This window comes from Micromonospora maritima, assembly GCF_902825405.1.
GTDB classification, from domain to species: domain Bacteria; phylum Actinomycetota; class Actinomycetes; order Mycobacteriales; family Micromonosporaceae; genus Micromonospora; species Micromonospora maritima.
The window spans coordinates 1-12,978 of record NZ_CADEAU010000124.1; the positions used below are offsets into that span (position 1 = coordinate 1).

Sequence of the window (12,978 nt, forward strand, 5' to 3'; positions counted from 1 at the left end):
ACCATCGGGCTCGGGTCCCGCCAGGCGTCGGCGGGCGCGGCGGGGCGGTCGCACCCGGCGGCCAGCGCCGCCACGAGCAGCAGGACCGGGTACGCCGGACGCGCGCGGCGTCCGATCGATGGCGAGCGCATCCGATCATCCTGGCAGACCACTACCGTGGGGACGAACGCCGACAGCCGGTCGCATCGATCGGTGACTGTGCGTGATTGTTCCATGGGGTCGTCCGGGATGGGGGCAGCGGTGGCGAACGGGTGGTACGGCGTACCCGACGGGCCCGGTCCGGGGGTGGCGCACCCGCCGCCGCGTACCCCGTCGGGGCTCTTCCCGTCCGGCGGGCCGATGCGGCCCAGCTACCGCGAACCGCACCCGGTCACCGGCGGCGGCGTCGCGGTCGGCGCGGTGGCCGCGTTCGCCTGGCTGCTGCTGTTCGGGCTGGTCGGCCGCGACGTGTCCGGCTACGCGTGGTGGACGCTGTTCGCCGGTGGGGTGGCCTGGGCGGCCGCCGCGGCGCTGGTGCGCCACGGCGATCGGGGGGTGGCGACCGGGGTGGCCATCGTCACCGCGGGCGGCTGGAGCATCGCCGCCGCGGTCGTCGCGGTGCGGTGGGCACAGTCCGGCGACTGGCCGCTCTGGTGACCTTGGGTGCCGGTTTCGCTGCGTAGCGAAGACCATCTTGACGAACGCGTGGTGACGGTTCACGCTCGCGGTATGGCCTGGACCACACCGCCGCGGCTCGACCCCGAGCGGAGCCGCCGTCGCCTGCAACTCCTTGCCGAGTTGGCCGGTGCCCGTGCGGTACAGCAGCGCGAACGGCCGCAGCGGGCGCGCTCCGAGCGGCTGCGCCAGCTGATCGCCACCCGCCGCCGCGTGGCCGGCTGAACCACTTTCTCCAGGAACGGCCGGCCCCTTACGGGGCGTTGACCGGTCGCCCGCCGACCCGACCGGTTAACGTGCATCGCGTGACGTGTCGGCGTGCTGCCGAGGCCAATTTGGGGGGACCGTGTCGTACTTCGCTGCTGCCGTGGCGCGCGTCGAGGGTGCCTGGACCGCCGGCGAGGTGAGCCTGCGGGGCGTCACCGACATCGAGGAGGTGGCCGACCGGCTGCGCGACGTCGAGCCCGACGCGGACGTCTCCCTGCTGTTCGTCGAGGCGGACGACACGTACCTGGTGATCCTGCGCCTGGACGAGGGGGAGGACCTGCGGGTCTTCGGCTCCGACTCGGCGTACGCGGAGGAATCCCGGCTGGGCGCGTTGCTGGTGGGCGACCTGAAGACCTCGGTCACCGGGCTGGAGGACGTGGACGAGCCACGCCCGTCCACCGGCGACGAGGAGAGCGAGCAGCCGGCCGTGGACCCGGAGGCCGACCCGGTGGGCGACGCCGACCTCCTCGCCGACCTGGGCATCCCGGCGCAGAAGCTGCTCGCGCTCTGCGCCCACGAGGGTTCCATGCCGGCGGACGTCACCGCCGAGGTCTGCCAGGTGCTCGGCTGCGCGGACGAGGTCGAGGAGCTGCGTGAGGTCTGAGCCCGGCGAGTCCGTGACGCCCGGCGCCACGGAGCCGGCCGACGCCACGGATCCGGCGCTGGAGACGGTGGGGCCGCCGGGCGCGGGGCCGGGTGCCGACGAAGGGCTGGCCGACCTGGGGACGCTCGGTCGCCGGCAGCGGCACGAGCTGTGGATGCGCCGGGCCCTGGAGGTCGCGGTGACCGGCCCGGACGGCGGCACGCTCGGCGAGGACGCCGACGACGTGCCGGTCGGCGCGGTGCTGTACGGGCCCGACGGCGCCGAGCTGGCGATCGGGCGCAACGAGCGGGAGCTGACCGGCGACCCGACCGCGCACGCCGAGGTGCTGGCGTTGCGCCGGGCCGCGCAGCGGCTGGCCCGCTGGCGGCTGGACGACTGCACCCTGGTGGTGACGCTGGAGCCCTGCACCATGTGCGCCGGGGCGATCGCGCTGGCCCGGGTCTCGACCGTGGTGTTCGGCGCCTGGGAGCCGAAGACGGGCGCGGTCGGCTCGCTCTGGGACGTGCTGCGCGACCGCCGCGTCACGCACCGCCCCGAGGTGTACGGGGGCGTGCTGGAGACGGAGAGCGCGGCGCTGTTGCGCGCGTTCTTCCGCTGACCGCCCGAACCGGAACCCGTCGCCGGCGCCGCCCGGACGACGACCGCCCCGGCACCTGGCGGTGACGGGGCGGTCGGCGGAACGGATCGGTCAGGCGACGATGGTGTCGAGGGCGATCTCGACCATCTGGCCGAAGGTCTGCTCACGCTCCTGCGACGTGGTCTTCTCGCCGGTCTTGATGTGGTCGCTGACGGTCAGGATGGTCAGCGCGCGGGCCTTGAACCGGGCGGCGATCGTGTAGAGCGCCGCCGACTCCATCTCCACCGCCAGCACGCCGTAGTCGGCGAGCGTGTCGTAGAGGTCCGGACGGTCGGTGTAGAAGGCGTCCGCCGCCAGGATCGGTCCGACCCGCATGCTGATGCCGCGCCGCTCGGCCACCTCGACCGAGGTACGCAGCAGCCCGAAGTCCGCCACCGGGGCATAGTCGATCAGCCCGTCGAAGCGCATCCGGTTCATGTTCGAGTCGGTGGACGAGCCGATCGCCGCCACCACGTCGCGCAGCGCCAGGTCCTCGGTCAGGGCACCGCAGGACCCGACCCGGATCAGCGACGTCACGCCGTACTCGTTGACCAGCTCGTGGGCGTAGATGGAGGCGGACGGCATGCCCATGCCGGAGCCCTGGACGGAGACGTCGACGCCGTTCCACCGCCCGGTGAAGCCCAGCATGCCGCGCACCGTCGTGTAGCAGCGGGCCTCCTCGAGGTAGGTCTCCGCGATCCACTTGGCCCGCAGCGGGTCGCCCGGCATCAGGACCCGCTCGGCGATCTCTCCCGGCTCAGCGCCGATGTGCGTACTCATGGCAAAGATCCTGCCAGGCCGGCCGGAGGGATACCGGTTCGGCGTCCAGACCGGTGGTCCTGTACCCTCGTCGGCGGTGGCGTGTCCGAGTGGCCTAAGGAGCACGCCTCGAAAGCGTGTGAGGGTTTACGCCCTCCGCGGGTTCAAATCCCGCCGCCACCGCTCGTGAACAGCGAGAACGCCCGGTGTGATCCGTACGGATCACACCGGGCGTTCCGCGTTCCCGGGTCAGTTGCCGGTGAAGCCGTCGCCGAGCAGCGCGCGGATCCGGCTCAGGGCTCGGGCGTCCCGCATCTTCACCGCCGAGGCGGAGATGCCCAGGGTCGTGGCGACGGTGGCGACGCTCTGATCCTCCCAGTGCCGCAGCACCACGATCGCCTGGTCCCGGATCGGCAGCGTCGCCAGTGCGGTCATCAACGCCACGTGCAGGTCCGTCGGCGCCGCCGGTTCCGGCCGCTCGGGCAGGTCGCCGCAGACCACCTCGGTGCCACTGCGCCGACTCCGCTGGTCGAAGACGACGTTCATGAGCACCCGGCGGCTGTACGCGTCGAGGTTCGCGGCGTGCCGGATCCGGGTCCACGAGGCGTACATCCGGGTGAACGTGATCTGGGTCAGGTCCTGGGCGAGGTGCCAGTCCCGGCACATGAGGTAGGCGGTGCGTCTCAGCCGGGGTGCGGTCGCCGCGACGAACGCGCTGAACTCCTCGTCCCGGGTGCTGCGCTCACGCCGCCGGGCGGCGCTCCACCGGGCCAGCGGACCGGCCGGCCGTTCGGTGGGTGGCGTGGCGCACACGTCGATGTGCCCGCTGCTCACTCACCCTCCCCGGAACCGGAGTGCGTGGGGCACGGACCGCCCAGGATCTGGTCGACGCCGGCGGTCGCGCGGAAGTTCGCCACGAGCCGGGGGAAGTCCGTGGCTCTGGCCAAGGTGACCTGGAACGACTCAGGTATCTGCTCCGGTGTGACCGCGTCGACGAGGTCCGGACTGTCCTTGTAGATCTCCTTGAACCTGGCGTAGGCCTCGTCGTGGCTCTGGAACGTCACGCTCCGCACGAGCGGATCCGCGCCGAGCGCCTCGTGCAGGTCGATGCGTTGCTGATCGGTGATCTCCTGCCGCAGGAAAACGCGGACGTCAGCCGCCTCGTACCCCCATCGCCGGTCGCAGGTGGGCTCCGTGGAGGGCATCAGTGCGCCCGCCGCGACCACCGGCGACACCGGGACCGTCGACGAGGGCGCAAGGTTCAAGGCGACCAGGGTGGCAGCGACCGCGACGACGCCGGCCGCCGCGCCGCCCGCGAGCAGACCACGCCTGCGTCGCAGTGCGGTTCCCGCCACCATGGCCTCCCGGGCCAGTTCCCCGGTCGGGGGGGCGGGTTCGACGCCGAGTGCCCGCTCGAAGAGCACGTGCAGGTTCTGGTCCACAGCTCGCTCCTGGTGTCCGATGGCTTCCCTCTCAAGGACTGGTCGGGACACCGGATCGGTCACATCGGGGTCAACAGGGGCCGTAGCCCTCGTCGAAGAGGCGGCGGGCCCAGTCCGCGTACCCGGCGATGATCTTCCGGACCGTGACGCCGTCGTGCAGGAACAGGTACCCGCGGTCGCCGTCGCGGGCGAGCAGCCCGGCGAAGCGGTGACCGCCGGGCGGCGCCGGCAGGGCGGTGGCGCCGGGGTACGCGGCCCGGACGTCGGTGACCGGCGTGCCGGCGCTGATCCCCTCCGGCGTGCTCATCGGGTCGTCGAGCCAGAGCAGGACGAGCCGGTCGTCGACGAAGATCGGGCTGGCCGAGCCGAGCCCGGTCAGCGTTGGCCCGCACGCCTCCTCGTCGGTGTGCAGCAGGCCGCGCCGGGTGAGGTCCTCCTCGGTGTCACCGAACTCCGCGTCGCGCAGGCCGTCGAGGCCGACCACCTCCGCGGCCCCGACCGGCCGGACCGGCCACTGTGGATGAACGCCGCTGCCGGCGACGGACGCGGCAGTCATCAGCGCGGCGATAAAGCCGAATTGTCGTAGTTTCATGCAATCCCCCAGTCCCCAACGGGACCGGGGCGTGGAGGTTGCTGGTGCGGGCCGGATTGGCGGAGTTCCCACTCGTCGGCCAGCTCGTCCCAATAGTCGGCGGACAGCCCGCGCCGGCCGTGCGCCAGCCAGCCCTCGGTGTCGCGTTCCAGGTGCAGGCCCAGCTCGGCGAACGGGTCGATCCACGCGCCCGGCTCGGCACCCAGCCGGGACAGCGCCGTGTTGATCGGCCACCTGTCGCGCGGCCGGTCCAGCGCGTCGTCGTAGCGCGGTCCCCAGCTCACGTCGCCGCCCAGCCAGACCACCGCCGACTGGTGGCCGAGCCCACCGGCGAACTCCGCCTCCAGGTACGCCACCGGACCGTTCCTCGACCAGCCGGCGAGCAGCTCCGCCAGCGGTGGCGTGAGGACCAGCCGGAACGGGCGCTCGGCGCACGGGTCGTGGGCGGCGAAGTCCGGCAGCCGGCCGGTCAGTTCCTCGACGAGCTGCGGGGTGACCGGTAGCAGCGCGAAGTCCTGGCGCAGCGCCGCGAGCACCGCGTGGTCCAGGCCGGCGGTCTGCTCGCGGAGCAGTTCGACGTCGGCGACGACGGCGCTGAGCTGGTAGCTCATCCGGCCCCTGCGGCATCCACAGCCTGTGGATAGAACATGTGTACGACGCCTCCTTCCGTCCGCCCCGAGACGTTACCGGGGCCCGGGGGGTGGAAAACCCCCGGACGGAGTCGGATGGTTTCCGCCTTCTGGCGACCGACGGCGCTGCCTAGCGTCGATGACATGATCGAACTACGTGAGTTGACCAAACGCTACGGGGGCCGGGTCGCCGTGGACGGGCTGACCGTACGCGTCCGGCCGGGGGTGGTGACCGGCTTCCTCGGCCCGAACGGCTCCGGCAAGTCGACGACGATGCGGATGATCCTCGGCCTGGACGCCCCGGACCACGGCGAGGCGCTGATCGGCGGTGTCCGGTACGCGGACCTCACCTGGCCCCTGCGGACCGTCGGTGCGCTGCTCGACGCCGGAGCGTTCCATCCCGGCCGCAGCGGCCGCGCGCACCTGACCGCGTTGGCCGCGAGCAACGACATCCCCGGCTCCCGGGTCGAACGGGTGCTCCGGGTGGTCGGCCTGTCCGACGTGGCGGCGCGCCGCACCGGTACGTACTCGCTGGGCATGCGCCAGCGGCTCGGGGTCGCCGTGGCCCTGCTGGGCGACCCGGGCGTTCTCATGCTCGACGAACCGGTCAACGGGCTGGACCCGGAGGGCATCCGGTGGATCCGGGACCTGCTGCGCGGGCTCGCCGCCGAGGGACGGACGGTGTTCGTGTCCAGTCACCTGATCGCCGAGATGGCGCAGACCGCGGACCGGCTGGTGGTCGTCGGCCAGGGTCGGCTGCTGGCCGAGACCACCGTCACCGCGCTCACGGCCGGGCACGACGACCTGGAGGACGCGTTCCTCCGCCTCACCTCGCAGACCACCGACTACCGCGGAACGGACGTGTCATGAGCGGCTACGGATTCCGGCACGTGGCCCGGATGGAGTGGATCAAGTTGCGCAGTGTCCGGTCGACGTGGTGGCTGGCGGCCGTGACGGTCCTGGCGATGGCCGCGACCGGGGCCGGGGTGGGCATCGGCTACCGGTCGCACACACCCGTCGCCACCGTCGCCCAGATCCTGAACAACAGCCTGAGCGGGGCGATCCTGGCCCAGCTCCTCCTCGGCGCGCTCGGCGTGCTGACCGTCACCGGCGAGTACGGCACGGGGCAGATCCGCTCGACGCTCGCCGCCGTACCCCGGCGTCGGACCGTGCTGGCCGCGAAGGCCGCGGTGGCCGGCGGGGCGGCTCTCGCGGTCGGACTCGCGGCCAGCTTCGCCGGCTACCTGGGCGGGCAACTCGCGATCCGCGGCACCGCCATCCCGGCCGCCTCCCTCGGCGACCCCGACGTCCTGCGTGCGGTGCTGCTGACCGGCGGGTACCTGGCCGCCACCGCGCTGATCGGCGTCGGCGTCGGGGCGGTCCTCCGGCACTCGGGCGCGGCGATCGGATTCCTGTTCGCCCTGGTGTTCGTGCCGTCGTTCGCGGTCGGGCTGTTCGGCGAGAGCGGGATCGCGGTCGGCAGGTTCGTGCCGCTGCTGATGCTGCTCAACTCCGTCGCGGTCACCTCGCCGACCCCCGGACTGTTCGCGGGGTGGGTCAGCGTGCTGCTCATGGGCGGCTACGCGGTGGCGGCGGTCGTCTGCGGCGGCGTCGTGCTCCACCGGCGCGACTCGTGACAGGCGACAATGGGCCGATGACCGCGCTGCGCGCCCCGTTCACCATTCCGGCGTTGCGCCAGGCGGTGTTCTGCGTCATCGGTGTGGTCAGCGCGGTCGCGATCCTGGCCGCGCCGGCGCTCGTGCCGGCGCTCGGCGCCCTCGTCCTCTGGGCGACCGGCGGCACGTCCCGGCAACTCGCCCCGGCGGTCGCGCCGCTGTTCCTGGTCCTGTTCCCGCTCACCGTGGCGCTCCTGGTGGTGCTGGCCGCCCCGATCGGACGCGCGGCGGGAAACGTGCACCGACGGCTCGCGTACCGGCTGCTCGGCGTGCGCGTGGACGCTCCGCCGCCCCGGCCCTCGAACCGGATCGGCGCCCTGGTCGCCGACGGGCCCGGCTGGCGCGCCGTCGGATACGGCCTGCTCAAGGTGCCGCTGGCCGTCCCCCAGGGGTACGGGGCGTTCTGCTACCTGTTCGGCGTCGTCGACCTCAGCTACCCGCTGTGGTGGCCGCTGTTCCGCAACCACCCGCCGGGCACAAGGCTCGGGCCGGTGTGGGCACTGACCCCGTTCGGCCCGCTGGGCGCGCGGACGTTCGCCGGCACGTTCCTCATCTCCGCCGCCGGCCTCGCCATGCTGCTCGTCGCGCCCTGGTTGATGCGGGCCGGCACGGCGGCGGACCTGGCCGCGATGCGGTGGCTGCTCGGTCCGCGCCGGCTCGCCGAGCGGGTGCGGGAACTCCAGGCCAGCCGGGCCCGCGCGATCGACGACGCGGCCACGATGATGCGCCGGCTGGAGCGGGACCTGCACGACGGCGCGCAGGTCCGGTTGGCCACGCTGGCGATGAACCTCGGCATGGCGACCGAGAAGCTGGGCGCCGAGGGGCCGCCACCCGACCTGGCGCAGGCCCGGGAACTGGTCGCGCTGGCCCACCGGGGCGCCAAGGAGGCGCTCGTGGACCTGCGTGACCTGGTACGCGGGATCCACCCGCCGGTGCTGGACAACGGTCTCGGCGACGCGCTGGCGACGCTCGCCACGGGCAGCGCCGTCCCGGTCGGGACGACCGTCGACCTGCCCGAACGCCCGGCGCCCGCGATCGAGACGATCGCCTACTTCTGCGCCGCCGAACTGCTCGCCAACGCGACCAAGCACAGCCGGGCGAGCCGGGTCGACCTCGGCGTCGCCGGCTCCGGGGAGCGCCTGCGGCTGACCGTCGTCGACGACGGTGTGGGCGGCGCGGACCCGGAGGGCCCCGGCCTGACCGGCCTGACCCGCCGCATCGCGGTGGTCGACGGCCGGATGCGCGTGCACAGCCCGGCCGGCGGCCCCACCCGGGTCGAGATCGACCTGCCCACACACGCGTGAACGGAGGCGACGGCATGCGGGTGGTGATCGCGGAGGACGCCGCGATGATGCGCGAGGGACTCGTCCGGCTGCTCACCGACCGCGGCTTCGAGGTGTGCGCGGCGGTGGCCGACGCGGAGACGCTGCGGTCCGCGGTCGCCGCCTTCGAGCCGGACGTGGCCGTCGTCGACATCCGGATGCCGCCGACGCACACCGACGAGGGGCTGCGGGCCGCGATCGACGTCCGGCGCGACCATCCCGGGGTCGGTGTGCTGGTGTTCTCGCAGTACGTCGAGACGCGGTACGCGACCCGGCTGCTCGCGGACCGGCCCACCGGGGTCGGATACCTGCTCAAGGACCGCGTCGCCGACGTCGCCGACTTCGTGGACGCGCTGACCCGGGTGGCGTCCGGCGGGACCGCGCTGGATCCGGAGGTGGTCGGCCACCTGATGCGGGCCGGACGGGACACCGTCGGGCTGGCGTCGCTGACCGCGCGCGAACGGGAGGTGCTGTCGCTGATGGCCGAGGGCCGCTCGAATGCCGGAATCGCGGCGGCGCTCGTCATCACGCCGGGCGTGGTGGAGAAGCACGTGGCGAACATCTTCGCCAAGCTGGGCCTGCCGCCCTCGGAGGGCGACAACCGGCGCGTCCTGGCCGTCCTCCGCCACCTCGGCACCTGACTCCGCGTACCCGAGCAGGGGCCGGACCCTCGACGGGCCCGGCCCCTGCCGGTCAGGTCGTCACCACGCGGACATGTCGGGGAGCTGGTCGATGGAGATGGTCCTCGGGTTGGCCATCGCCGTGCGCCACAGCCCGGCCACGTCCTTGCCGCTGCCGTTCCAGTCGCGCGAGGCCCACACCACGAAGTAGGGCCACGCCGGGTCGGAGTTCGGGTTGAGCGGGCTGAACGTCTCCGCCACGCCCGTGGTCTTGGCGCTGCTGACCGCCTTGGTGGTGGCGAAGTCGGAGGCGCTCTGGAAGTAGTCGGAGGTGACCAGGTCGACGTAGCCGTCGCCCGGGTACCAGGACGCCAGCGAGGTGCCCTGCCCGCTGGCCATGCCGTTGAAGACCCAGACGATGTTGTGCGCGCCGGCGAGCTGGGCCCGCTGGTAGATCAGCCGCCAGAGCTGCTTGTAGGCGTCCTGGCCCTTCTTCGCCCACCACATGTAGTTGTTGTTCGCCTCGTGCAGCGGGCGGAACAGCACCGGCACCCCGGCGTCACCCATCTTCTTCAGCTCGCGGACCACCAGGTCGATGTCCTGGTAGAGCTTCGACGACGGGTTGTTCAGGTCGGGCTGGAAGTCGCAGGGCGCGGAGTAGTTGCCGCCGCGCGGGCAGTACCAGTGCCACTGGAACGCGACGATGCCGTTGCGCGTCCTGGCCCAGTCGATGACCTGCTGGGTCTGGATGCTGCCCCGGGTGTACTCCATGAAGTCGAACGCCACCATCGCCGGGTAGCGGCCGGTCAGCTGCTGCACCCGGTCCGCGTCGGGCAGGTCGGTCTGGCCGCTGACGTAGGTGTGCGTGCGCAGGTAGCAGATCAGGTTGCGGGCCTTCGAGTTCGCCTGCGGGTCGGCCGGCGCCTGGCCGCAGTCCGGGCCGGGCGGGGTGGGCGGCTTCACCGCGTACACCTCGAACTCGTAGAGCGAGTAGCCCCAGGCGGTGCCGCGCGCGGTGCCGGACATCCGAACGTACCTGCCGCTCGCCCCGGCGGGCGTGACGTCGTCGGTGCCGCCGTCGCCCGTCGTGGTGCTGAAGACCGGGGTCCAGGTGGCGCCGTCCGTCGAGGTCTGGATCTGGTACGCCCTGCCGTACGCGGCCTCCCAGCGCAGCCGCACCGTGTTGATCGGGTACGTGGCGCCGAGGTCGACCTGGATCCACTGCGGGTCGGCGTAGAGGCTGGACCAGCGGGTGCCGCCGTTGCCGTCGACCGCCTGGCCGGCGACGTTCGGGCTCTCCGTCGACGAGACGGCGACCGGCCGGTTCAGCGCGAGGTTGCCGGTGGGGGTGGTGGTCGGGTCCGGGTCCACCGTCGGGCTCGGGCTCGGGCTGCCGGTGGGGCTGGGCGTGGGGCTGCCGGTCGGGCTCGGCGGCGCGGTGTCGCCGCAGGCCGCGCCGTTGAGCGTGAACGCGGTCGGGGTCGGGTTCGACCCGGTGTAGGTGACGTTGAAGCCGAAGCTGACCGTGCCGCCCGCCGGAACGCTCGCGTTGTAGGAGACGTTCGTGGCGGTGGCGTTCGCGCCGGACTGCGTCTTCGTCGCGTTCCACATGTCGCCGATCACCTGGTTGCCGGGGAACGCCCAGCCCAGCGTCCAGCCGTTCATGGCGGCCCCGGTGTTGGTGATCGTGACGTTGGTGGTGGCACCGCCGCCCCAGTCGTTGGTGACCTGCCAGGTCACCGAGCAGGCGCCGGCGGCGGCCTGGGCGGGTGGCGTGGTGACGAGGGCGGTGGCCAGCGCGGTGACGGCTGCGGCCGCCCCGGCCAGACACGCCCGCGTGCGGGTGCGCTGGTTCATGAGGAACTCCCGTACGGGTGGTGGGTGCGGGGGAGTCCTCGCCGCCCGGACGGGCCGGACCGTCGGTTGCCCTCCCGGCGGTCGACCCGGCGAAGATATCCACGATGGTCTTCTTAACCGGTTAACTTTGTCAATGCCTGTCGAACGGTCGTCGAACGGGAAGCTTTGTGAACCGGTCAAGACGCCGTCGCGCCGGGGTGTCGGCAAGCGCGACCGCCAGGGAGGTCGAACGGCGGTGGCTGCGGCCGGATATGGCGAAGGGCCGACACGCGGGGTGCCGGCCCTTCGACAGGATGCGGAGGATACGAGATTCGAACTCGTGAGGGTGTGAACCCAACACGCTTTCCAAGCGTGCGCCCTAGGCCTCTAGGCGAATCCTCCGCGAGCCAGGATACAGGTCCCGCGACGGCGGGCCACCCCACCCTCCCGGAAGATCCACACGGCGTCGGGTAGGCTGGGCTCACCTCCCGTGCGGCGGTACCTCGTGAACCTCCCCAGGGCCGGAAGGCAGCAAGGATAAGCGAGCTCTGCCGGGTGCACGGGAGGCCTTTCTGTCTCCGGGTCCCGGTAACGTCGCCTCGGGTCGAGTCACGGGGTGGTGGGTGGTCACCCGGGGCCGACCGGCGCAGAATGGCTCGGTCGAGAGGAGGCGGGACGGGTGGCACTGGCCCTTTACCGCAAGTACCGGCCGCGCACGTTCGCCGAGATGATCGGCCAGGAGCAGGTCACCGAGCCGCTGTCACAGGCGCTGCGCAGCGGGCGGCTCAACCACGCCTACCTCTTCTCCGGTCCGCGGGGCTGTGGCAAGACCTCCAGCGCCCGGATCCTGGCCCGCTCCCTCAACTGCGAGCAGGGCCCCACCCCCGAGCCGTGCGGGCAGTGTGACTCGTGCCGCGGGCTGGCTCCCGACGGCGGCGGCTCGATCGACGTCATCGAGATCGACGCGGCCAGCCACGGTGGTGTCGACGACGCCCGTGAGCTGCGCGAGAAGGCGTTCTTCGCGCCGGCCCGCAGCCGCTTCAAGATCTACATCATCGACGAGGCGCACATGGTCTCGTCGGCCGGCTTCAACGCGCTGCTCAAGCTGGTCGAGGAGCCCCCGGAGTACGTCAAGTTCATCTTCGCCACCACCGAGCCGGAGAAGGTCCTCGGCACGATCAAGTCGCGGACCCACCACTACCCCTTCCGGCTGTTCCCGCCGAAGGTGGTCCGTCCCTATCTGGAGCAGCTCTGCGAGGCGGAGGGCGTCAAGGTCGAGCCGGCGGTCTTCCCGCTGGTGGTGCGCGCCGGCGGGGGCAGCATGCGCGACAGCCTCTCCGTGCTCGACCAGCTCATCGCGGGTGCCGGCCCGGAGGGGGTCGGCTACGCCCGGGCCGCCGCGCTGCTCGGGGTCACCGACTCCGCGCTGATCGACGAGATGTGCGACGCGCTCGCCGCCGGTGACGGCGCCGCCGCGTACGCCACCGTCGACCGGGTCGCCGAGGCCGGGCACGACTCGCGCCGCTTCGCCTCCGACCTGCTGGAACGCCTCCGCGACCTGATCGTCCTCCAGCAGGTGCCGGACGCCGCCGCCAGGGGCCTCATCGACGGCCCGGCCGACCAGATCGAGCGGATGGCCGCCCAGGCGCAGCGCCTCGGCCCGGCCACGCTGTCGCGCTGCGCCGACATCGTGCACAACGGCCTGGTCGAGATGCGCGGCACCACGGCGCCCCGGCTGCTGCTGGAGCTGATCTGCGCGCGCATGCTCCTGCCCGGCGCGGACGACTCGTCCGCCGGCCTGCTCCAGCGCCTGGAGCGGATGGAGCGCCGGCTCACCCTGGGCGGCGACGAACCGGCCGCCGCGCACGCCACCGGAACCCCGGAGGTACGCCCGGCGGCTCCCGCCCCGGGCGCGGCTGCCGCCGCGGTCCACCCGGAGACCGCCGGCACGCCGGCGGCTG

At 72.8% G+C, this 12,978-nt stretch carries 15 protein-coding genes, 2 tRNA genes and 1 other RNA gene; 11 read left to right on the forward strand and 7 right to left on the reverse strand.

All coding sequences use genetic code 11. The features are described 5' to 3' along the window. Nucleotides 1-339 precede the first annotated feature (339 nt). The 4 genes from HUW36_RS14060 (at nucleotide 340) to HUW36_RS14075 (ending at nucleotide 2,123) form a co-directional block, all read left to right on the forward strand. On the forward strand, nucleotides 340-636 hold the full coding sequence (locus HUW36_RS14060) for a hypothetical protein (RefSeq protein ID WP_246248164.1): 297 nt from the start codon (nucleotides 340-342) through the stop codon (nucleotides 634-636). Nucleotides 637-708: 72 nt separating this feature from the next. Next, nucleotides 709-879, forward strand: coding sequence for a hypothetical protein (locus HUW36_RS14065; RefSeq protein ID WP_174528573.1), 171 nt, complete (start codon nucleotides 709-711; stop codon nucleotides 877-879). Between the two features lie 121 nt (nucleotides 880-1,000). Continuing rightward, nucleotides 1,001-1,525 (forward strand): tRNA adenosine deaminase-associated protein, encoded by a 525-nt coding sequence (locus HUW36_RS14070; RefSeq protein ID WP_174528574.1) that lies wholly within the window; start codon nucleotides 1,001-1,003, stop codon nucleotides 1,523-1,525. Nucleotides 1,526-1,679: 154 nt separating this feature from the next. Continuing rightward, nucleotides 1,680-2,123 carry a nucleoside deaminase gene (locus HUW36_RS14075; protein WP_174528586.1) on the forward strand — a complete coding sequence of 148 codons (444 nt, stop codon included), beginning with the start codon at nucleotides 1,680-1,682 and terminating at the stop codon, nucleotides 2,121-2,123. Between the two features lie 90 nt (nucleotides 2,124-2,213). Here HUW36_RS14075 and deoD read toward each other — a convergent pair whose 3' ends face one another. Further along, on the reverse strand, nucleotides 2,214-2,921 hold the full coding sequence (deoD, locus tag HUW36_RS14080) for a purine-nucleoside phosphorylase (protein ID WP_174528575.1): 708 nt from the start codon (nucleotides 2,919-2,921) through the stop codon (nucleotides 2,214-2,216). 75 nt (nucleotides 2,922-2,996) lie between these two features. On the opposite strand from deoD, the gene HUW36_RS14085 reads away from it, so the two are divergent. Further along, a tRNA-Ser gene (locus tag HUW36_RS14085) sits at nucleotides 2,997-3,083 on the forward strand. A 66-nt stretch (nucleotides 3,084-3,149) separates the two neighbouring features. On the opposite strand, the gene HUW36_RS14090 is transcribed toward HUW36_RS14085, so the two are convergent. The 4 genes from HUW36_RS14090 to HUW36_RS14105 form a co-directional block, all read right to left on the reverse strand. Continuing rightward, the gene (locus HUW36_RS14090; RefSeq protein ID WP_246248163.1) at nucleotides 3,150-3,734 is read right to left on the reverse strand and encodes a SigE family RNA polymerase sigma factor; all 585 of its coding nucleotides are present in this window, start codon (nucleotides 3,732-3,734) and stop codon (nucleotides 3,150-3,152) included. Further along, the gene (locus HUW36_RS14095) at nucleotides 3,731-4,342 is read right to left on the reverse strand and encodes a permease-like cell division protein FtsX (protein WP_174528576.1); all 612 of its coding nucleotides are present in this window, start codon (nucleotides 4,340-4,342) and stop codon (nucleotides 3,731-3,733) included. Before HUW36_RS14095 ends, HUW36_RS14090 begins: the two co-directional genes overlap by 4 nt. A gap of 70 nt (nucleotides 4,343-4,412) precedes the next feature. After that, nucleotides 4,413-4,898, reverse strand: a complete 486-nt coding sequence (locus tag HUW36_RS14100; RefSeq protein ID WP_174528577.1) for a hypothetical protein — start codon at nucleotides 4,896-4,898, stop codon at nucleotides 4,413-4,415. Between the two features lie 32 nt (nucleotides 4,899-4,930). After that, entirely contained in the window at nucleotides 4,931-5,545 is a 615-nt protein-coding gene (locus tag HUW36_RS14105) for a hypothetical protein (protein ID WP_174528578.1), read from the reverse strand. 162 nt (nucleotides 5,546-5,707) lie between these two features. On the opposite strand from HUW36_RS14105, the gene HUW36_RS14110 reads away from it, so the two are divergent. The 4 genes from HUW36_RS14110 to HUW36_RS14125 are packed head-to-tail and all read left to right on the forward strand — an operon-like array spanning nucleotide 5,708 to nucleotide 9,202. Next, nucleotides 5,708-6,433, forward strand: a complete 726-nt coding sequence (locus tag HUW36_RS14110; protein WP_174528579.1) for an ABC transporter ATP-binding protein — start codon at nucleotides 5,708-5,710, stop codon at nucleotides 6,431-6,433. Then, complete coding sequence (locus HUW36_RS14115; RefSeq protein ID WP_174528580.1) at nucleotides 6,430-7,200, forward strand: ABC transporter permease subunit; 771 nt, start codon at nucleotides 6,430-6,432, stop codon at nucleotides 7,198-7,200. The genes HUW36_RS14110 and HUW36_RS14115 overlap by 4 nt, the downstream gene beginning before the upstream one ends. A 17-nt stretch (nucleotides 7,201-7,217) precedes the next feature. Beyond that, nucleotides 7,218-8,543: a sensor histidine kinase gene (locus HUW36_RS14120; RefSeq protein ID WP_174528581.1), complete on the forward strand. Its 1,326-nt coding sequence runs from the start codon at nucleotides 7,218-7,220 to the stop codon at nucleotides 8,541-8,543. A gap of 14 nt (nucleotides 8,544-8,557) precedes the next feature. Then, a complete protein-coding gene (locus HUW36_RS14125) occupies nucleotides 8,558-9,202 on the forward strand; it encodes a response regulator transcription factor (RefSeq protein ID WP_174528582.1) in 645 nt (214 codons plus the stop codon). 60 nt (nucleotides 9,203-9,262) lie between these two features. Here HUW36_RS14125 and HUW36_RS14130 read toward each other — a convergent pair whose 3' ends face one another. After that, the gene (locus tag HUW36_RS14130; protein WP_174528583.1) at nucleotides 9,263-11,038 is read right to left on the reverse strand and encodes a glycosyl hydrolase; all 1,776 of its coding nucleotides are present in this window, start codon (nucleotides 11,036-11,038) and stop codon (nucleotides 9,263-9,265) included. A 296-nt stretch (nucleotides 11,039-11,334) separates the two neighbouring features. Beyond that, a tRNA-Ser gene (locus HUW36_RS14135) sits at nucleotides 11,335-11,419 on the reverse strand. Nucleotides 11,420-11,499: 80 nt separating this feature from the next. Here HUW36_RS14135 and ffs point away from each other — a divergent pair. After that, nucleotides 11,500-11,589, forward strand: an RNA gene (gene ffs / locus HUW36_RS14140) — signal recognition particle sRNA small type. Nucleotides 11,590-11,696: 107 nt separating this feature from the next. Continuing rightward, nucleotides 11,697-12,978 (forward strand): DNA polymerase III subunit gamma and tau (locus HUW36_RS14145; RefSeq protein WP_174528584.1); only part of this gene is annotated, 1,282 nt, incomplete at its 3' end.

Excerpts from the sequence above, each read along its gene's own strand:
- HUW36_RS14060 (WP_246248164.1), top strand. The coding sequence starts at position 340 with ATGCGGCCCAGCTACCGCGAACCGCACCCGGTCACCGGCGGCGGCGTC.
- HUW36_RS14065 (WP_174528573.1), top strand. The coding sequence starts at position 709 with ATGGCCTGGACCACACCGCCGCGGCTCGACCCCGAGCGGAGCCGCCGT.
- HUW36_RS14075 (WP_174528586.1), top strand. The coding sequence starts at position 1,680 with ATGCGCCGGGCCCTGGAGGTCGCGGTGACCGGCCCGGACGGCGGCACG.
- deoD (WP_174528575.1), bottom strand. The coding sequence starts at position 2,921 with ATGAGTACGCACATCGGCGCTGAGCCGGGAGAGATCGCCGAGCGGGTC.
- HUW36_RS14100 (WP_174528577.1), bottom strand. The coding sequence starts at position 4,898 with ATGACTGCCGCGTCCGTCGCCGGCAGCGGCGTTCATCCACAGTGGCCG.
- HUW36_RS14105 (WP_174528578.1), bottom strand. The coding sequence starts at position 5,545 with ATGAGCTACCAGCTCAGCGCCGTCGTCGCCGACGTCGAACTGCTCCGC.
- HUW36_RS14110 (WP_174528579.1), top strand. The coding sequence starts at position 5,708 with ATGATCGAACTACGTGAGTTGACCAAACGCTACGGGGGCCGGGTCGCC.
- HUW36_RS14115 (WP_174528580.1), top strand. The coding sequence starts at position 6,430 with ATGAGCGGCTACGGATTCCGGCACGTGGCCCGGATGGAGTGGATCAAG.
- HUW36_RS14120 (WP_174528581.1), top strand. The coding sequence starts at position 7,218 with ATGACCGCGCTGCGCGCCCCGTTCACCATTCCGGCGTTGCGCCAGGCG.
- HUW36_RS14125 (WP_174528582.1), top strand. The coding sequence starts at position 8,558 with ATGCGGGTGGTGATCGCGGAGGACGCCGCGATGATGCGCGAGGGACTC.
- HUW36_RS14130 (WP_174528583.1), bottom strand. The coding sequence starts at position 11,038 with ATGAACCAGCGCACCCGCACGCGGGCGTGTCTGGCCGGGGCGGCCGCA.